The organism is Virgibacillus sp. LDC1 (assembly GCF_025792345.1).
Taxonomy (GTDB): Bacteria; Bacillota; Bacilli; order Paenibacillales; family Paenibacillaceae; genus Paenibacillus_AQ; species Paenibacillus_AQ lautus.
On sequence record NZ_JAOXLZ010000001.1, the window covers coordinates 1924605 to 1943338 of the forward strand.

At 48.6% G+C, this 18734-nt stretch carries 15 protein-coding genes; 2 read left to right on the forward strand and 13 right to left on the reverse strand.

Going from position 1 to position 18734, the window contains the following annotated elements:
• Positions 1-2: 2 nt before the first annotated feature.
• The 4 genes from OHJ21_RS08660 to OHJ21_RS08675 all read right to left on the reverse strand — a co-directional run bounded on the left by OHJ21_RS08660 (position 3) and on the right by OHJ21_RS08675 (position 6235).
• Positions 3-866 (reverse strand): carbohydrate ABC transporter permease, encoded by an 864-nt coding sequence (locus OHJ21_RS08660; RefSeq protein ID WP_175495229.1) that lies wholly within the window; start codon positions 864-866, stop codon positions 3-5.
• Positions 867-880: 14 nt separating this feature from the next.
• On the reverse strand, positions 881-1834 hold the full coding sequence (locus OHJ21_RS08665; RefSeq protein ID WP_100537282.1) for a carbohydrate ABC transporter permease: 954 nt from the start codon (positions 1832-1834) through the stop codon (positions 881-883).
• A gap of 3 nt (positions 1835-1837) precedes the next feature.
• Positions 1838-4747, reverse strand: a complete 2910-nt coding sequence (locus tag OHJ21_RS08670; protein ID WP_486019831.1) for an extracellular solute-binding protein — start codon at positions 4745-4747, stop codon at positions 1838-1840.
• A gap of 96 nt (positions 4748-4843) precedes the next feature.
• Positions 4844-6235: an ABC transporter substrate-binding protein gene (locus OHJ21_RS08675; RefSeq protein ID WP_486019832.1), complete on the reverse strand. Its 1392-nt coding sequence runs from the start codon at positions 6233-6235 to the stop codon at positions 4844-4846.
• A gap of 294 nt (positions 6236-6529) precedes the next feature.
• Here OHJ21_RS08675 and OHJ21_RS08680 point away from each other — a divergent pair, with 294 nt between their 5' ends.
• Entirely contained in the window at positions 6530-7225 is a 696-nt protein-coding gene (locus tag OHJ21_RS08680) for a helix-turn-helix domain-containing protein (protein WP_100537285.1), read from the forward strand.
• A 780-nt stretch (positions 7226-8005) separates the two neighbouring features.
• Here OHJ21_RS08680 and OHJ21_RS08685 read toward each other — a convergent pair.
• The 5 genes from OHJ21_RS08685 to OHJ21_RS08705 all read right to left on the reverse strand — a co-directional run bounded on the left by OHJ21_RS08685 (position 8006) and on the right by OHJ21_RS08705 (position 12475).
• A complete protein-coding gene (locus OHJ21_RS08685) occupies positions 8006-8713 on the reverse strand; it encodes a DNA alkylation repair protein (protein WP_100537286.1) in 708 nt (235 codons plus the stop codon).
• A gap of 464 nt (positions 8714-9177) precedes the next feature.
• Complete coding sequence (locus OHJ21_RS08690; RefSeq protein WP_486021016.1) at positions 9178-10407, reverse strand: serine hydrolase domain-containing protein; 1230 nt, start codon at positions 10405-10407, stop codon at positions 9178-9180.
• Positions 10408-10521: 114 nt separating this feature from the next.
• Positions 10522-11193, reverse strand: coding sequence for a pentapeptide repeat-containing protein (locus OHJ21_RS08695; RefSeq protein WP_486019834.1), 672 nt, complete (start codon positions 11191-11193; stop codon positions 10522-10524).
• A gap of 110 nt (positions 11194-11303) precedes the next feature.
• The gene (locus OHJ21_RS08700; protein ID WP_394055719.1) at positions 11304-11969 is read right to left on the reverse strand and encodes a TetR/AcrR family transcriptional regulator; all 666 of its coding nucleotides are present in this window, start codon (positions 11967-11969) and stop codon (positions 11304-11306) included.
• Positions 11970-12133: 164 nt separating this feature from the next.
• Positions 12134-12475: an MmcQ/YjbR family DNA-binding protein gene (locus OHJ21_RS08705; protein WP_486019835.1), complete on the reverse strand. Its 342-nt coding sequence runs from the start codon at positions 12473-12475 to the stop codon at positions 12134-12136.
• 155 nt (positions 12476-12630) lie between these two features.
• Between OHJ21_RS08705 and OHJ21_RS08710 the strand changes: the two genes are divergently transcribed.
• Positions 12631-13089, forward strand: a complete 459-nt coding sequence (locus OHJ21_RS08710; protein ID WP_100537289.1) for a DinB family protein — start codon at positions 12631-12633, stop codon at positions 13087-13089.
• A 146-nt stretch (positions 13090-13235) separates the two neighbouring features.
• On the opposite strand, the gene OHJ21_RS08715 is transcribed toward OHJ21_RS08710, so the two are convergent.
• From OHJ21_RS08715 to OHJ21_RS08730, 4 genes are all read right to left on the reverse strand, one after another.
• On the reverse strand, positions 13236-13925 hold the full coding sequence (locus OHJ21_RS08715; protein WP_100537290.1) for an alpha/beta fold hydrolase: 690 nt from the start codon (positions 13923-13925) through the stop codon (positions 13236-13238).
• 756 nt (positions 13926-14681) lie between these two features.
• Complete coding sequence (locus tag OHJ21_RS08720; protein WP_326118719.1) at positions 14682-15290, reverse strand: hypothetical protein; 609 nt, start codon at positions 15288-15290, stop codon at positions 14682-14684.
• A gap of 190 nt (positions 15291-15480) precedes the next feature.
• Entirely contained in the window at positions 15481-15714 is a 234-nt protein-coding gene (locus OHJ21_RS08725; protein WP_326113587.1) for an XRE family transcriptional regulator, read from the reverse strand.
• A 201-nt stretch (positions 15715-15915) separates the two neighbouring features.
• Positions 15916-18558, reverse strand: a complete 2643-nt coding sequence (locus OHJ21_RS08730; RefSeq protein WP_486019836.1) for a DUF4855 domain-containing protein — start codon at positions 18556-18558, stop codon at positions 15916-15918.
• Positions 18559-18734: the final 176 nt, after the last annotated feature.

Sequence of the window (18734 nt, forward strand, 5' to 3'; positions counted from 1 at the left end):
TTCTAGTCCTTCATCCCTGAAGTGGCCATCGTCTGCATGACGCTGCTCTGGGAGATGATAAAGAGCGTGATGGGAACGATCATCAGGAGCAAAGCAACGGCCGCGCCAACGCCGGCTCTTGCGATTCCGCCTTCCGTGATCTGTCCCAGCGCGAAGTGTAACGTCTTCAGATGCTCGCTGTATATAAAGCTGCCGCCGTCGCTGCCCCAAAGCGCGGGAAATTGCAAAATCATAAGCGTCAGCCAGGCAGGCTTCACGTTCGGCATCACAATGGACCAGTAAATCCGATACTCGCTGGCCCCGTCAATTTTGGCCGCCTCGAGCAGCGCGTCGGGAATTTGCTCCATAAACTGCTTCATCAGGAACAGCCCGAGCGGAAAAGCCAAGGAAGGCACGATGATGGAGGCATGCGTATTGATCCACCCCAGCCAAGACATGACCATATAGTTCGGGATCGCCGTTACATGAGGCGAAAACATCAGGGCGAGCACCACGATGGAGAACAACGCTTTCGAGCCGGGAAACCGGTATTTGGCTAGCGGATAGGCTGCCGCGGACGCCAGCAGAATATGTCCGGCCGTTCCAATGATGGTGATCAATAGCGTGTTTGCAAAATAGCGCGATAAGGGTACCCAGGAATTCCCCATTAACACCATCAAGTCCAGGAAATTATCCATCGTCGGATTGTTTACGAAAAACCGCGGAGGGAAAATGAACAATTCGTCCAGCGGCTTGAATGCGTTGTTCACCGCGTAAATCAAGGGCAATGCCATGAAGGCTCCGAACAAGGCGAGCAGCGCAAACAGCAAAATGCTAACGGGCAAAGAACGGTTCAGCGTTCTCGGCAGCCGGAAATATCGAATCATTTTCGCAGCCAACGTTACTCACCTATCTTTCTCAACATTTTTTGCGTTAACTTGTTGGTCCCTACCATCAGCAGGAACAGGAACGTCGCAATGGCTGATGCGTAGCCGAGTTCAAAGCGGATCGTGCCGAAATCCATCAGATGGGTTACGATCGTGTGCGCCGCATAGTTAACGCTCGGAAACCCGGCGAGCGCGATGGAGATATCCGCGACCGCGAATGCGGTTGTAATCTGCATGACGGCCCCGAACATCAGCTGCGGCCTCATGGACGGCAGCGTAATATACCAGAGCTCCTGCCAACGATTTTTAATGCCGTCCATCGCCCCGGCTTCGATCAGTGACTTGTCGATCGTTTGCAGACCGGCGATAAAAGCCAGAAAGCTGGTGCCCAGGCTGAGCCAAAGCTGTACGATAATCACGATCCATAGAATATAGTTTTCATTCAGAAGCCATTGAATCGGTTCCAAGATAAAGCCTGCTTTCATAAGAAATCCGTTTAAATACCCGTAGCTGTCACCGGAAAAGATGATGAGCCAAATGAAATAAACGTTTCCCGATATGGAAGGCGCATAAAAGACCAGCGTCATGAACGCCCGCACTTTGGGCGACAGTTCATTGATGATCCATGCAAATACAAAGCAGGCGATATAACTGACAGGACCGGTTACGACTGCAAACATCAGGGTGTTTTTCAAGGCGATCATAAAGATATCGTCATTCAGAAATAGTCTCGAATAGTTTTGCCAACCGACGAACCTCGGAAATTCCAGCATGTTAAAGTAAAAGAAGCTTAGGGCAAAGGAAAAAACCACCGGAATAACCGTAAACAGAAAGAAAATAATCATATACGGACTCATCAGCAAATAGTAATGCTTGCTGCGTTTTAACTCATTTATGAAGGAGACCCTACGGCTGTTCCTCTGCACATTCGATTTGGGGCTCTTCACGGTTTGAATTCCTGGTTGCATCGACTACCGCACCTCCCCTGTTAATATGGGCAAATTGAACTCCTTCCGCTTGATCTCAATTTCATCGTTAATGTACAGAATATAATCGGATAAGGCTTCTCGCGGATTTTCGCTGGCATTCACCACTTTTCTAAACGCATTGTCCAAATGCCTGCCCGTGAAATATCCTCCTGGCACTTGCGGAATGCCTCGCACCCATCTCCATTGGTTATTCAAATTCCGGTAATCCTTCACCGGCCATGGCAGCTCCTCCAGCGCTTCGATGTTGGCCGTCGGATAGCGGGCCGCCTCACCCATCAAGCCTTCCATCTCTCGTCCATACGCAATTTGCGTATCCTTGCCGGTCCACCACTTCAGAAATTCCCAAGCGGCCTCTTTGCTCTTCGAATTCTGAAGCAGCATGACGGCGGTCGTATGGCTGGCAACCTCGTGGTTTACGGTGCCGTCCCCGCGTTCAGTGCCCGGCACGATCGTGAAATCCCACAGTCCCTTAATCTCGGGGGCCATAACCGTCAGCATGTTGTACGTCGTGTAATCCGCAATCCCGATCGGCATCTCTCCGGTCCGGAAACGGTTCGGAAAATCCGCTTGAAGCGGGAACTTGTAGCTGGTATAGAACTGCGTCCACTTCTTGAAGGCTTCCATGGAGATGTCGGAATCGAGCGCGCTCTTCGTATCGTTATCGCGGTAGAACTGCCCGCCGTTCTGGTACAGCAGCATCGCGAACGTGGCATTCGGGACCAGGCTTGCATTAGTGGCTTCCAGCGGCAAATAAAATTCCATGTTGTGCTTCTGAAGCACGGAAATCATGTCATAGATTTCTTGCCAGGTCGCGGGCGGCTTTAAACCAAGTTCCTCCAAAATATCTTTCCGATAGAACAACATCGGGAAGGTTTGCTGCTCAGGCAAGGCGTATACTCCGCCGTTATACTTATAAGGCTCCAGCCCGCTGTCGCGAAACCGGGTAACCACCTGCTCGAAATCATCGAATTTCGTCAAATCGGCCGCAGCGCCCCTCATCGCGTAGTTGACCGGCACATCCTCGCCGATTTGCATCGCGACATCCGGACCCTCTCCGGCAAGCGTAGCTGGCAGAAGGATATTTCCCGGAACAAGCCGGAGATGCACCGGAATGCCCGATTCAGGCGTAAACGTGTCGTCGATCAATGCTTTCAGTACTTGGGCCTGATCGCGTCCGGTCGTTACCCAAACGGTAAAGGCGTCTTCTTCATCGCCGGCGTTGCCGATCGTGTCATAGTCTTCCGTGTATGAAGCCACGTAAGCGCCTAACTCATGGCCCGTTATTTCGAGAAACGACGCGTCCGGTTTGGGCAGCTTGCGATCCGGCGAGTGAATGATAAGGTAATCGAGCGAGATGGGCTGCTCTTTAATCTGCAGCATCCAGGTTCCCAGACTGCCTACGTTCACTTTATACGTATCCAAGCGCTTCGCGACGGTTTCGGGATTTTCGGCAAGCTCGTTCAGCTGGTGCACCATCGAATGCAGGACAGCTACCTTGTCGCTGCGCTCGCCCGTAGCCTCTTCCAGGTAATCGGCCACGCTCTGAATGATTTCGGCCTGCTCGGCGAACACCTCCACCATATCCGGAATCCGCTTCTCCAATTGATAATCGCGGAACGGATCCGGCGTATTGGAGGTGATCATCAATATTTTCCGGTACATTTCATTCAGTTCCAGCACGCTGGATTCAATCGTCTGCAAGAGCGGTGCGATCTCGCCAAGAGACACCATCATTCGGACCCGGTGCGTGCCTTTGGTGAAATGGAATAGATAAGGCTCTTCCTCGCCCAGCACATTCATCTGCCAATCGCGGTCGTAATGAAAGCGGATTCGTTTCATTTCCTGAAAAGGAAACTCCCCGTCAATCATAAGGCTGCGGGTGGCGAAGACGCCGCGGAGCTGGTCCTGCTTTTGCTTTAAGGCGATTTGGTATAATCCGTCTTCTTCCACCTCGAACTCCCATTCGATCCATTGCCCCGGCAGCTTCCAGTTGACGCCTCCGATGGTGTTGACTCTGATTTTGGAAACGTCGTAAGGCACCACGGTCGGGCTGGATCTGTCGGATGTTGGATACAAGGTCGGCGACGATTTCCGCTTGGCGTCCTCCGCTTGGATCAGAATGTACTGATCCCGGCTCGGTTCCAAGCCCTCGGACTCATATTCATTCGCCAGCTCCTCGTACGTTCTCAAGGCATGATCCTGATAGAGCTCGATATAATCAATGGCCATCGGCTCCCGCAAGGACGTTAGCGTAAGCTTTTGCTTGCCCTTGTCAAAATAAAAGGAATACGGCTCATCATAATAGCCATACCGATCGGAGAGCGGCGCAAGCTGCCATGAAGGCTTTTCGACCTGCCTTGGCCGCAGATCGTTTCCCCGGTTATCCTGCCTGATTTCTTCGTCCCGATTTCCCCATACCCTGTCGAATAACACGATATCCGCACCTTTGAAAGGCACCTCGTCATTGATAGAGAACTGTCTTTCGATCGCCGAACTCTTACCTTCAATAGGATAATATCGGATCCGTATATGGTATAAGCCCGGTTCTTCCACGTTCACGTCCCATGTGATGGAACCTGCCTCTGGCGTGATCACGGATTTGCCTTCGGAGCCGTGTAATTTCTCCGCGATCTCGAATCCCTTCCCAGCGGTTGATACAAAAGACTCGCCTTCGATGCGGACAATGCGGTCCGGACGATTTGCCGATGCATGGGCGTCTAAATACTGGCTGTACCCGTCCTGCCCTTCCGTTTCCATGATCGCTTCAAAGTCGGCGGTCGCTTGAACGGTGCCTTGGTTTGTCGATTTCGAAGGGTAGAAGGCCCATAGAGACAAAAAAAATAGGACGATGACAAGTATGGCGCTGCCGAAACGCTTGTTCCTGGTGTTCAATTTCTCTCCCTCCCACACGGTTAATCCATCCAATGACCGCCCCTGCCGCAGCAATGAGCTCCGCAGGGACGATCGGTCTTCGGCTAATATTCAAGGTCAAGGACCATATACTTCGTCGATGGCCGCTTGAAACGTTGACTTATACTTCTCAACAACGGTGGAAACGGATATCCCTTCATTCAGCTCCCCGACGAAATCGTAGTACTTCAAATTCGGGAATGTATGGTGGTCAAGAATCATCATGTTTGGCGCCACCATTTTGGCGTTATTCAAGTCGTCTTCATTCGAGAATATCGTTTCGTATGAGCCTTGGTCCGGATAATCGTATACGGAATCAATGTCGTTGATTTTCTCCCAGATATACAGCAACTGTTCCGGATTTTCGACTGCTTTCGGAATTGTAAGCGCCTGGAAGAGTGCTTCGGCAGAGTGGTATTCCGTTGCGTTCGGCCCTTTTGGAAAAGGTACGAAACCTATGTCGTAATCCGGCATATCCGTCTGCAAGCCGCTCATCTCATAGAGGGCACCGGCGTACATTAATGTATTGCCTTGACGAAAAAATTGCCCTGGCTCCGTCCAGTCGCCGCCCTCGGTCGGTCTTGCTATTTTCTCGATGGCAATACGAGAAATGAATTGAAGTGCATCCAATGTTGCAGGATCATCGAGATTTTGCTTATCTTCTTTGGTCAGCCCCGTATTGTTGGAATACAAGGCATGGTCCATGAGCGAGGAATTTGCTAGCCCCCAAGTGTCCAGCTTGCCATCGTTGTTCGTATCTTTGTTGGCTTCCTTAGCCACTTGGATGAATGTTTCCCAGTTCCAGTTATCTTCGTTCACGTACTCTTGAAGCGGCTTTAAGCCAAGCTGGTTCATAAGTGTACGATTGTAAAAGATGCCTTGAACCAGATTTGCTTGGTTTTCGGTAAATCCGTACCCCCTGCCTTTATACGTGTAGTATTCCTTCGTAACCTTTTGATTAAAGGCGATGGGGTTTTGGGTGTATTCGTCGATCGGCCAAAGCAGATCCTGTTTAACCAAGGTAGGCACCGTATAGGTTTTGCCAAGTCGAACGATATCGCCGATCGGCTCACCGGCTATCAGGGAAGCGGTAACTTTCTCTTGGTACTCGCCATAATCGATCGCCACGTACTCCACTTTAAAATTATGCTTTTTCATCAGGTCTTCAAGGTTCTTCTTGCGCTCGATATTGTCCGGGGTATCCTCCGGAATCGTCATATCCCACCAAGAGACGATTTTGATGGTCTTGCCGCCTAAATCAAAATCCATATCCGGCGTTCTGTAGACTTCTTCCTCGCCGCTGTTTTCGGTCTCGTCCGTTCCCTTCGACGTCTCGTTTTCAGTGCCGCTATTCGTCTCCGATTCCACGGTTTCTTGGTTGCCGCTGCTTGGGCTGCCTGAGCCTCCGCTGCAGGCTGCAAGCAGCAGCGCCAATCCTAATAACAGAACCATTAATTTGCGAACACGCATCTTTAATCCCCCTCAACGATTGATGTTTGGTCCATATTCATCCAAAGTTTAGCGCTTACATTTCCATGCAACAACCTGGGGAAATCGGGATGTTCAACCTGTGAAACGCTAGATAGCCAGCTTGTTCTGCGGCATGTTCACCGATCTTTATAACCCAGCTATGAAAGAAGTAAAGAACGGCTAGCTATGCAAAGAAAAGCACATTGTGAAGAACGGGATCGGGGCAACATAATGAAAGCGTAAACATTTTTGAATGATATTCCGCTTTTCGCAATATACGGGGAGGGAGTCATCATGTCTAAGTTATTGTATATCAATCTGGGCTGCTGCTCCGATGACATGCTTCGCCTGCAGGATTGGGGCAAATGTGGGATGAACATGGAAATCTGTGATGATGATTCTGAGGCATCGCTGCATCTGATTGAGGAGAACGGCTATTCACTGGCGGTTATCAACATGAACGGCAGCCCCAAGAAAGGGCTGGAGCTGTGCGGTCGGATCCGGGGGATAAGCCGATTGCCCATCATTGTTATCGAGGATACCATGGAATTTGCCTTCATCCGCAAAGCGCTGCAGCTGCAGGTAAGCGATTACGTACCGAGCACGTTGCCGGCTGAGGAACTGGTGAAGAGCGTAGCTGCTGTTAACGCGAACCAACGCCGCACTGAGGATGACGTAATTCACAGAGTCAAGGAATATGTGGGGAAAAAGCTGCACGAAAATATTACGCTCAAAGACATTTCGAGCAAATTCCATTTCAACCGCTCCTATCTTGGTCAAAAGTTCAAGAACCATGAAAATATGAGTTTTAACGAATATTTGCTCATCCAGCGCATGGAAAGAGCGAAAATATTGCTGGAGCAAACGGATCTCAAGGTTTACGAAATTGCGTATGAGGTGGGCTATACGGAAATCGACTGGTTCTATAAGCGATTTAAATCCTATACCGGCGTAAGCGCGAACGAATATCGGAAGATGGTCGCCTCCTAATAGTTTTAAGGGAACGCGTCAACTCTCCCAGACTTTGGAGAACTCGCAGCAAGTTTTACAGGCCTATATCGACATTCGAAGCCAAACGGACCTCAAGCTCAATTCCATGGTTTACGATGAGTATGCACCAGCCTTACAGCTCCCTCGTTTTTCAGACGGTTGGGAACCGCCTTCGGCGCCGACTCTGCGATGGATTTTCCATCATGTTTTCGATCATGAATCGTACCATGTCGGTCAAATCGGCGTCATCGCACGTCTGAACGACTTTCCCGGCCCCCTCTTCTGAACGTAAAGATCAACTAATCCGCTCTCTGCTGTCATCTGATTTCTCATCAGGGAAAATAACTTGTCAGCAGTTCACTTCAGCTTTTCCATACTTTCAAGTTCCGGAAGTCCCGCTTCCGGACGTTTCTCGATGATCTATTGTACATTCAATGACAAGAACCACAACGGAAATGGCAAGCAATAACCAAATGTTCATTCCATTCCTCCACTCATCCAGGGTTTAAGTGATCTGCGACAAATTCAATCGGCTCGTCTGCCGCCCTCGATGTAATCATAAATATAAAAAGCCGCATTCAGCGGCTGCTTATATTACTATGTTTTTGTTACCCGACACTTAATAACATAAATGACATGAACATGATAATCGAAATATACCGTAGTCGCGATTCCCCATGGTGGAGTGGTTTTCCTCTCGTTACCGGACACTGCTTCTTTGCCAGCCACACTATGATCGGAACTCTACAGCTTAGACCGCCTCGGCCTCCGCTAATGCGGTTAGCAAATGCAGGTCTTTTTCTTGCTGCCGATTCGGCCCATCGCCTCGATCTTGCCGATATATTCCGTTGCAAGCGGGACTTTGCATGCCGTATTGCCGACATCCACCTGCACTTTGCCGACCTCCTCTGCGACAGCCTTCGCTTCCTCCGTTAATGCCTCGACGTATGCGCCGACCGAAATAACGAAAGTATTCATAACATATCGGACCCAGTTGCGCTCGCCGTGGATGGTGTCGCGCACTCTAAACAAATAACTGCGTATCTCCTCCATGTCGAGCGCTTCGTCTGGCGCAACCGATACATAATTAGCATAAGTGCTCCATCCGCTCACAGCGACCAGTTCCTCCGGCGAATCAATCCACTCCACCGCCAGGTCATGCGCATACGGACTTTCTGCGGCCACTCTCGCTACCGTATACTCGGCTGGCGAATGCCAATTGGCTCCCTCCACCCAATGCTGCAACTGTTCTTTGGTGATCGTCTTCGGATTGATGCTGAGCCCCGCCAGGTACATCGCATCATAGTTGCCGGAATCATACAACTGCAGAGCGAGTGCTTGGTCTTTTTTCACATGCTTAACGAGCCTCTTCATGTCCCCGATTTTGACGCCAAAGAACGGCTCTTTCGCACCATGGCGAATATAAGTGCTTTTCGTCTGCTCACTGCCCATGCCAGCCAATGCTTCCATGATTTCTTCATAGGTCATCTATTATTCACGCTCCTAAACCTATATTAAATCTTCGAGAGGTTCGTTGTCATCATTTTGACTACTATGACCCGAATCTCGCCTTGCAGCCCCCTTGCGATTTGAAATTTTCCTGAAATTTTAACAACTTGTGGTGATACCAGCAAAGCTGACACCACCTGCAGCGTGGATCAATAAGAATGATAACATTGGTGATATCGAAAAACAGACCGATTCAATATAGATATCGGTCTGTTTTGACGCAGGAAGAAAGAACGTTATAGCTTCTTGTAACTTAATCCTGATTTACTTAAAACCACTAGAGTCTACGGAAGTACCGAAGGCAACTTGCAAGTAACGCATCAAAAACAGTGATAAATACTCTGCCACCCTTGGCAATCAGGACCAAGACCAATGGCGGAAGCGTCCGACGGTTCGGCGGCTGAAGTGGGTTGATATCCGACGTACCATGCGCGGGTTCGGTATCAGTCTTCGATAGCCTGATAGACCATGGTCCAGAAGTCGTGGATAAGATGCGCCGAATCCGGAGTGGACATCCCGACCTGGGTGAGCAGGATTCCGATGAGCTGTTTGTCCGGGTCGGCGTATGCCGAGGTACCGCTCCCGCCGTCCCAGCCGAACTGGCCGATGGACGCGTAGTCACCGCGGTAGGTGCGTACGGCCATCCCGAAGCCCCAGCCGCCGTGCTGCCCTTGGCCATGCGACAAATGGACATTGTTTTTGGCCAGGTCGTCCCGGAATGCTTGTTGCTCGGGCGTAAGACGGTTCGTTGTCATCAACTGGACGGCGGGCCGGGACAGGATCCGTTCGGTCCCGTGCATCCCTTGGTTCAGTAGCATACGTAAAAACGCGTGGTAATCGTCAACGGTTGAGAGCAACCCACCACCTCCGGCTTGAAATGCCGGAGGCTTACTGTAGCGTCCGCCTGCCGCTTCGTCCCACACGATGAACTCTCCGGTCTGCGGATCAGGGACGTAGGCAGGCGGCAGCCGATCAATCTTGCCTTCGGGCACGTAGAAGCCGGTATCCTTCATCCCCAGCGGTTCAAAGATGCGTTCGCGCAGGAACGTCTCGAATGTCTGACCCGTGACCCTGGCAACGAGTACGCCGAGCACTTCGTTGCTCATGTGGTACTGCCACCGCTCTCCGGGCTGGTAGCATAGCGGGAGCGTACCCAGGCGGCGCATCCATTCATCCGGCTCAGGCATCTCCTGCCCTGGCGTATCAAATAATCCATTCTCGAAGATCGCGTTTTGGATCGCTGAGCCCATTAGCGTCATATCCACTCCGAGTCCGAACGTAGAAGTCAACAGGTCCCGCACGGTGATCGGCCGTCGCGCAGGCACCGTGTCGTCCAGCGGGCCGTCGGGTCGTTTCAGCACTTGCCGGTTGGCAAGTTCGGGCAGCCATGTGTCTACTGGGTCGTCGAGATGCAGCTTACACTCATCGAGCAGGATCATCACCGGGGCGGCCCCGACCATCTTGGAAGTGGACGCCATCCGGAATATCGTGTTCTGGCGCAACGGCGCGCCACCGTCATGGCGCATCGTGCCGATCGCTTCGACGTGCGTCTCCCCGTTCCGGCTGACTAGGGCGACGAGCCCTGGAATCTTCCCGGAATCGACATGTCTTGCCAGCACGTCGCGCATTCTGCGCAGCCCTGTTTCGGAGAAGCCTCCACTCTTTTGTTCCATCATCTTTATCATTAAGTTTCCCTCACTTTACTTTTTTTTCAGTCCTATTGTTTAAACTCCAAAATCTCTCCTCGCTTATCGCTTTCCTGCAAGCTTGGCATCGGATCCCCTTCCTTAAATGACCGTAACTTTTGACAAATCAGCATCCATGCCTTTCAGTAGAGCAAAGGTTAATTTATCCATCGTTGCACCGTCAAAGCAGATGGTTTTGATCATACGATAGTACTTTTTAGTCAATGTAAACCCCGGATGGAAAGAAACATGATGAAGAGTAGCGCCCTTGAACGAAACGTCGGTTAACGCAGCTTTCTCAAACTTGACGCCGATAAACGTCTGTCCGTCCAAACGTTTCCCGCTCAGATCGGAGTCCTTGAAGTCAACCCCATCAAATAAGCAATCTTCAAACATCGTGTTTCTAAGATCGGTCATCGTTAACGTGACGTCGGTCAGTCTTACTCCTGTGAATTTGGCTCCGTGAAGCTCAGACTTGCTGAAATTCGTTCGTACCAGGATCGTCTTATTGAAGCTTGCATTCGTCAGGTCAAGCGTGGATAGGCTGCAGTCCGTCAGATTGGCGCCATCAAAATTGGCTTCCCGTACATCACTGCTGTTAAACGTACTGCCGGTCAAATCTGCGCCCGAAAAGTCGGAGCCGTGCAATGCGCTGCCTTTAAACTGTCCTTTATGGGCCGTAACGTCTGCAAAATCGCTTTTCACCAGGTTGCTTGCGCTAAAGTTTGTCAGTGCATGTCGTTCCGGCGAGCGGGTGTTCATAGTCTGATTCATAACATTCACATCTCCTTATAATTAAGTTTTTAACAAGCTTATGAACTGGATCGCCTATTCATACCAACCGTTGGTATGAATAGGCTGAAAAATAAGCTGCCTTTCGGCAGTTAGTTTTCTTTGATGATTTCTCTAGCTGACACACGAAATAGCTCCTCGTATCGTTGATACATTTGCTCATCGAATAGGTCAAGCCCCAAGCCTTTCAACATTTCATCGAAGAATCTTACCTTGCGCAACATCATTTCGGGCGAAGCCTGGATGACCTCCGGGTTTAGCCACAGGTTGGTGAGAATGACCAAAGCTTCGCTAAGTTCCCTTGGATAGTCGGTTCGGATCGAGCCGTCACGCATACCCTGTTCGATGATGGGTTGGATATAGACGGGTACGGCTTTTTCGATGATGTTCTCGATCTGCGCCGCCAACAGCTTCGGATTGCGTAAGAGATTCGGCCCGACCGATGCCAGTTCGTTGCGGGCAGCATTGTCGAGGGAGACTTGGGAAATCTTGCGGAGCTTCTCCAAGCCGTTCAGCCCATTGTCATCCCGGATGCCGGCCAGCATTTCGTCAACGCCTTTGAACGCATGATCGATGACAGCCTGCCAGATCTCTTCCTTCGACTTGAAGTGATGGTAAATAGCCCCTTTCGTCAGCCCGCCCAGTTCATTAATGATATCCTGAATGGAGGTTTGCTCGTATCCTTTTTGCATGAACAGGTTTAGAGCCACGGTTAGGATTTGGTTGATTGTTTCTTCAGGATATTTATTTCTTGCCATTTGCCCCCTCCTTTCATACATTCGGTTGGTATGTAACAAATATATCCAATCATTTTTTTGATGTCAACCCCTTTTCTAAAAATAAACAGCAGATGCTCGACTAACCAGCTGAAACGTCTCATGAAACCAAGGCATGAGTACATCCAACAATGCAATAGAGATGGTTACGTATGTTTTTTTGACTTAGGTTTCGTGAGTTCAAAGCTATGATGCACCATTTCGAAAATATCATCCTCTTCCATGTTACGATCTAAAATAATGGTATTCCAGTGCGTTTTGTTCATGTGATACCCAGGCTTAACATCTTCATAAATGTTGCGTAGGAAATCGGCTTTGTTCGGTTCACACTTGACGTTAAGGCAAAGATGTCCATCGAGGTTAAAAATCATTGCAAATATCTTCTTGTTTTTCTTGTGACGTAAAACAGTCCATTTATCATCAAACGGTTTGTCTTTATAAACATCGGGGTAGGTTAAGCAATAGGAGATTATTTCCTCCTCCATCATTTTATTTTCCTCCTTGCTAAGAATAAATGTCTTTCTTATATAGAATGGGTATCACTTGAGTTTCCGTTCTTCCTTCCATAAAATAAATATAAGTTGAATCCCTATGATGATAGACACTCAACTTATACTAATTCTATCTTCTTACCGGAGGAATCATGAAACTAGTTGCTTTTTTTCCTTATCGAAATGATGTGAGGAAGATCCTGATCCCTTATTTAAACCAATTGACGGAAGAACAGTGGTATGCAACGCATCCCGCCCATCCCAACTCTATCGCCTGGATCGTTGAGCACATCGCACGTAGTGAAGACGAATGGATTAACGTCATTAGTTTTAAGGGAACGTGTCAACTCTCCAAGACTATGGATCATCCGCAGCAAATTTTACAGGCCTATATCGACATTCGGAACCAAACAGACCTCAAGCTCAATTCCATGATTTACGATGAGTATGCACCAGCCATACAGCTCCCTCGTTTTTCAGACGGTTGGGAACCGCCTTCGGCGCCGACACTGCGATGGATTTTCCATCATGTTTTCGATCATGAGTCCTATCACGTCGGTCAAATCGGCGTCATCGCTCGTCTGAACGGATTCCCCGGCCCCCTCTTCTGAACGTAAAGATCAATTTCGTTTGTTAACGGTAAAGCCGGTTGTTATCCAAAGTCGAACGAATTAAGCTACCGGAGCTATAGCCCAAGAGTTTGATCATTTAGTTGGCTAGAACAAGCAGTGGGTACTGTGTCATCGTTCAGAGATATTTACGAATCAAGAAATTTTTTTGCGGCAGCCAAGAAAGCTGGTAAATTATCATCATGCACAAAGTGCCCGGCATCCTGTATCATCACCAATTCACAATTCGGAATAAGCTCAGAAACTTCGCGTAATTTGTTATGAGGAATGTGACTGGAGCCTCCGCCTATAATAAGAGTAGGCATGATAATGTCATTAAGACGCAACCACCAATCGGGATTGGGTTCATTAAGTTGCCGTAAAATCGAAGGCACTACTTGCCAATCAAACGGCAGGGGATCAGAAGGTTTGGCAGGAACTTGGATCGGCTTATCCGCAAAAGGAGGCGGAGTGTCTTCAACGATCAACCGTTCTATCCTCGACGGATAGAATTCCGAGAAAAGATAAGATACGGTTCCCCCCATGGAATGGCCAAGAAGCGTAAATCGTTCCAAATTCATGGCGTTTGCAAAATGAAACAAGTCATCGCACATCAGTTCAAAAGAGTAAGTACCTATTCTTGCACTCCCCCCGTGACCCCGCTGATCTAAAGCTAAAACGCGGAATTTGTCTCCTAATGCAAAAGCGACTTGATCCCATGATTCTGCGCTTGTTCCAAGCGCGTGAAGTGCAACAAGCGGCGGTGCAGAAGGCTCCCCACTCTCGCGATATTGAAAAGTGTGTCCATTCAATTCAATTTGCTTCACACGTGTTTCCATCTCCGCTCATCTCCTAATTTAAGATTTGCCCCTTTTAAACGGTAGACTAGATACAAACTCCCTTCTAATCTGCTTCTTTAGGAAACTGTAGATAAGTAGAAATGTAAATAGAACCGATAGAATTCGGGTTTTTTGTTGATATTATCCATGGGACCATTGACTACAAGTTCAAGCTGTTTACTAGATGTATCTAAGGTGAGTGCTTCTTCCATGACAACAGGATCATCAGTGCAAGTAATCTCAAAATGTAAATACAATGCAAACACTCCATTTTCTACTGTATTTTTTAGTATTAGTTTATTATTGAGTGAACATTTAGTCAATATAAAATAAAACTGGAATCGCGCCAGACATTAGATAATCATCCGAAAGCGTTTTTAACGGAAATGATATATTAAAGTAAGTTGGCATTATTTCCTCTACATGATTCAGCAGGGACGGATTTAACTCCTTTATTAATCAAAACTGCCCATAAGCTTAATAAAATGGCTGTTGAATTCTAATTAGATATGTACCGAATCAGTAATCGGACCAACTTGATGTCCATTACGGTAATAGGCACAAGTTCTTCTCCTTGGCTCGGGACAAAAACTTGTACCGATAAAACAAAAAAGCCGCTAAAATAGCGACTTTCAATGGGACCATTTTTCAGATCCCTCGACATGGACAATGGGACAACGTTTTTGCCCTCCGTCAATTCCATATGGTAAATCCCCCCTAGATTTAGGCAATTATTTCAACCGGCCTCCCTTTTTATTACTTTCCTCCAACATGAAACACACCAATTACAGTTTCACCATCAACATCAAACAGCGGAATATCGTGACCATCTGGTGATCTTCTGTTCTGTATTGCAATGGCTTCCTCGGGTGATTTTGGCAGCTCGCCGTCTAAGTCTTTTTTTAGCACATATCCTGCAGTGCCATCCACACCTATAGCACTAATTAATTCAGGTTCCGTTTTTGGAGAAGTTGCATCTGAGCTAGAACCGTATGTCTGTCCGTTTTTATTTTTAGGATAGTTCATATGCTTATCGCTAATATGAAAAGAACCAATTATGGTTTTCCCATAAACATCATACAGTGGGACGTCACCAGGTTCACCGAGATAATCTTTTTTCAGCAAATACCCTTTAATGCCATTCACACTTCCCGCATGGATTAAATCTGGTAGCATTTCAACGGAGGTGGTTTCTTCAGCAGAACCGTATGTCTGTCCATGTTCATTTTCAGGATAGTTAGGAGAATTTGTGTGGCTTTGACTAGTCGTACTTTTAGCATATGTGTTTTGGAATACCATTACACCTCCTACTAAACAAACTATAAAAACCACACTAATCAATATTCTATTGCTTTTAGAATACATCCTCACATTTTCGCTCCTTTCTCACTCTTCACACTGTAACCGTTCGTCCCGTCATTTCACTTCTTATACTATACCATATAATGGAAATTGCGCAAATCTGCCCATTAGCTTAATGAAATAGCTGTCGAATTACAAAAAAAGCCGCTAAAAATAGCGACTTTCTTTGGGACCATGTTTTTGTCCTCGAGAATTAATCTCCTTTTACTTCATTATCGTTCGGAATTAATTCATACAATGCACGAACATCACAACCGATGGAATCGGCGATCGATATGGCAATTTTGAGTGGCATCACTCTTTTGTTTTCAATAAAGTCGTAAACCCGCTCCGGTTTGAAACGCAAGTCTTTTGCCAGCCATTCCGCTGACTTTCCGGATTCCATCAATCGTTCATTCAGTAAGCAACGTCCTAGTTCAAATTTCAACAGCGATGACCTCCCGCATAAGATAATCTTTAACCTTAAGCGTTGTCCATTGCCAGCATGGATATACTTTATAAAGGGCCCATAACGATGAAGTTTCCCATGCGTCTGTCCAATATGTTGGGCGAGTTCCAACGCCGGGCTATCGTCTCCCGTTAGTTTATTGATCCATTCTTTGAAAAAGGAGACAAGTCTATAAGATTTTTACGGCGTCGGCGGCAAAACTACGGCTCCATTCGCCTTGCCGTCAAGGCCAAGAACTTCGATTTCATCAAGGAAGACCCAGACGTTGACCGGGAATTCGACCTTGACGTAGCGGGCGTACACTTTATCGGCTCCCGCTTTTCCCGGTACGCCGTCTGCTGACCCGCTCCATTTCACGAATTCGGCAGAGACAGCATCATGTGCCGGTGGTGGGGAAACGGTTGCCAGTGTACTCCAGGTTTGGCCGTTCGTTGAAACGGAAAAATCGACGTTCTGAGGGAAATAGATGCCGGGTCCTTGATCCTGAAGAAAATGGGCTCTGATGGATCCGATCGATTTGTTGCGGCCCAAATCACATGTGATGGTGCGGCTTCGTTCCTCAGGGAAGGCGCTTCCCGCATGACCCTGCCACTGCTCGTTGCCGAAATCCATTCCGCCGAATAGGCCGTTCGTCAGTTCATTTCCGGAATCGGGATAGTTGCTGTTCGGCGGTCGCGAAATGGTATAGCTTAGACCTTGAGCCAGGTTGCTAAGGCCCCAGTCGTCAGACCAAGTTTCCATGAGAACTTGGGCATAGGTATCAAGCACCGTTGCTGAAGGTGCCGATATCAATCCTTGCGCTTGCACGGCAGGGTCGTGAATGTGCGCGAGGAAATCCTGCATATACGATACGGCGTCCTTCGGCTTGTTTTGCTCCAGAAGCTGCTTGATGTTCTGCAAACGATACAACAACTCATTGCCAAAAACCGAATCGATCTCGCTCGATGCGACATAACTCCGTACCAGCTCCTCCATTGTCTCCGGCGTCGGGCCGCTGTCAATCGTGTACGTTCCGTTTAAGAACTGGTACAGCCAGTCATACATTAAACGCAAGCTTGGATCCTTGCTTACCCCTATGTTATAAACGGCATTATTGCCTTGGTAATACGCTCTAAATCCATTTTGCATCAAGCCGGTTTCAACACCGCTGTTCAAGTATTCAATATAACGATCGCGGAATACGCCGTCCGTCAGCATCCGGTCATCGAACTCAAGCTCGATCGACATCCCATATTGCTTGGCCAGGTTCGCGGCATCCTCCAAACGGTCGGAATCCATTTCGCCGAAGAAATAGTTAGGCTGTAGCGCCACGGCATCAAACCCTACCTCTTTCCACATAAAGCTTTTATAAGCCAAAGAGTGAGGAATCCAGAAAAATTTCAAGTTCATGTCATGAACTTTGCCGCTTACAGCTTTGAGCAAATCCGGACCTGTATCGCTTGTGCTGATTTGTTCTTCCAGCCAATACATGCCAACAAGCTCCAGATTGGAATAGTTCGCCTCCTGCCATCTTTGGCGGACCTGATCGAGCCACCACTGCATCGCTTTTATCCGATTGTCGAGCGCTTTCTCTTTGCCGACAACCGAGTCGTTAAAGCTTTCGGATACCCCGTCACCGTCAATGTCGCCAAAGTCGTTTACGTATTCCCCCGGGTTCGGTATCATGAGCACAACCTTCATCTTATGATCAGGCTGGTGCAGCTTGGCCCCGACTTCCACAGTAGCCTCATTCAGCTGCTGCATATCCCCTGCGGCTGCGAAGGTTTTATCCAAATACCAGTTCCAGTCCTCCAGGATCGTTTGTCCGACGCCGAAGTCACGGCCGGCAGGCGAAGCCAGTCCGAGATATAATATCCCGTCAAAAAGCCAGTCGACAGGCTCGCCATCTTGATTTACATAACTGATATTAGGGATAATCCGTTCTTTGTTCCAATCACCCAAACCATCTGCATATTGTCCGTTATACAGCAGATTCAGGTTCCGGATACCGGCCGTAGCTTCTCCCGGCTCCAAAAAACGAGGCGGTTCGGCAGGAACCTTTACCGCCCCCTGGGCCTTGCCATCCGTCCCTATAATTTCGATTTCGTCAATGTATTCCCATTGCGAAGGATGCATCGTAAAGGTTACTTTAACATAACGGGCATAAGCCAGCTTGCCGTCCGTATTCCCGCCTTTGATACCATCCCGGCTGCCGTCCCATTCAAAGGTTTCCTGTCTTGGCGGTCCTTCCCCCCAGAGCAGCTGGGTGGCGTTATGGGACAGCAGTCCCCAATTTTCTTTATCGTCGGAAACATACATCGAAACGGTTAAAGGAACGAGGATCGAGTTGGCAGGATAGTCTTGGAAGAAGTGAGCTGTAATCTTTCCGATTGACGTTTCCTCACCGAGATCAAAGACGACTTCCCGCGTTTTTCCACGCACATGTCCTACCCATGCCGTGTCGTTCATATCCAATGCACCGTATTTTCCATCCGTAAGCTTGTACCCGCCGTCTGGACGCGACGCTTCTGGCTCCTCGGACCATTCATAAGGGAGACCGGCCGCCAGATTGCGGAATTGTATCTCCTCCACTGCCGAAGATGCACCCCTCTGGTTTGTATTCGGCGCTGAGGATGCTTGTTCCGCTTCCGGTTCCCCGGCATCCGTCGGCTGATCCGGTGCGAATTGTGGATCTCCTGTATCTTGTCCTTCCATCTGCGCTGCAGCTCCCGCCTGCGTAAGAACCACTTTTGGAACAGGCGATATCGCCTGCACCGCGGAAACCGGGGCCATCAGCAATACGGCTGCCAGCAGGGCGGATCCCCATTTCTTATTTGAAATCATCTGGTCAACTCCTTTTTTACTCTCGAGTGTTGTAGAAATGCCTAAAATCATTACCACATTGTGAAGAATACCTGAATGGATCCCCCCTTTCATGAAATATGGCACAAGCCTCATTTGGAACCGCTTTCAAAAACAAAAATTTCTCATTCCCCATTTCCTTCTTTGCTCGCGAACTT

What these genes read in the sequence shown, in the direction of transcription:
- OHJ21_RS08660 (WP_175495229.1), bottom strand. Translation starts at nt 866, where the DNA reads ATGATTCGATATTTCCGGCTGCCGAGAACGCTGAACCGTTCTTTGCCC.
- OHJ21_RS08665 (WP_100537282.1), bottom strand. Translation starts at nt 1,834, where the DNA reads ATGCAACCAGGAATTCAAACCGTGAAGAGCCCCAAATCGAATGTGCAG.
- OHJ21_RS08675 (WP_486019832.1), bottom strand. Translation starts at nt 6,235, where the DNA reads ATGCGTGTTCGCAAATTAATGGTTCTGTTATTAGGATTGGCGCTGCTG.
- OHJ21_RS08680 (WP_100537285.1), top strand. Translation starts at nt 6,530, where the DNA reads ATGTCTAAGTTATTGTATATCAATCTGGGCTGCTGCTCCGATGACATG.
- OHJ21_RS08685 (WP_100537286.1), bottom strand. Translation starts at nt 8,713, where the DNA reads ATGACCTATGAAGAAATCATGGAAGCATTGGCTGGCATGGGCAGTGAG.
- OHJ21_RS08690 (WP_486021016.1), bottom strand. Translation starts at nt 10,407, where the DNA reads ATGGAACAAAAGAGTGGAGGCTTCTCCGAAACAGGGCTGCGCAGAATG.
- OHJ21_RS08695 (WP_486019834.1), bottom strand. Translation starts at nt 11,193, where the DNA reads ATGAATCAGACTATGAACACCCGCTCGCCGGAACGACATGCACTGACA.
- OHJ21_RS08700 (WP_394055719.1), bottom strand. Translation starts at nt 11,969, where the DNA reads ATGGCAAGAAATAAATATCCTGAAGAAACAATCAACCAAATCCTAACC.
- OHJ21_RS08705 (WP_486019835.1), bottom strand. Translation starts at nt 12,475, where the DNA reads ATGATGGAGGAGGAAATAATCTCCTATTGCTTAACCTACCCCGATGTT.
- OHJ21_RS08710 (WP_100537289.1), top strand. Translation starts at nt 12,631, where the DNA reads ATGAAACTAGTTGCTTTTTTTCCTTATCGAAATGATGTGAGGAAGATC.
- OHJ21_RS08715 (WP_100537290.1), bottom strand. Translation starts at nt 13,925, where the DNA reads ATGGAAACACGTGTGAAGCAAATTGAATTGAATGGACACACTTTTCAA.
- OHJ21_RS08720 (WP_326118719.1), bottom strand. Translation starts at nt 15,290, where the DNA reads ATGTATTCTAAAAGCAATAGAATATTGATTAGTGTGGTTTTTATAGTT.
- OHJ21_RS08730 (WP_486019836.1), bottom strand. Translation starts at nt 18,558, where the DNA reads ATGATTTCAAATAAGAAATGGGGATCCGCCCTGCTGGCAGCCGTATTG.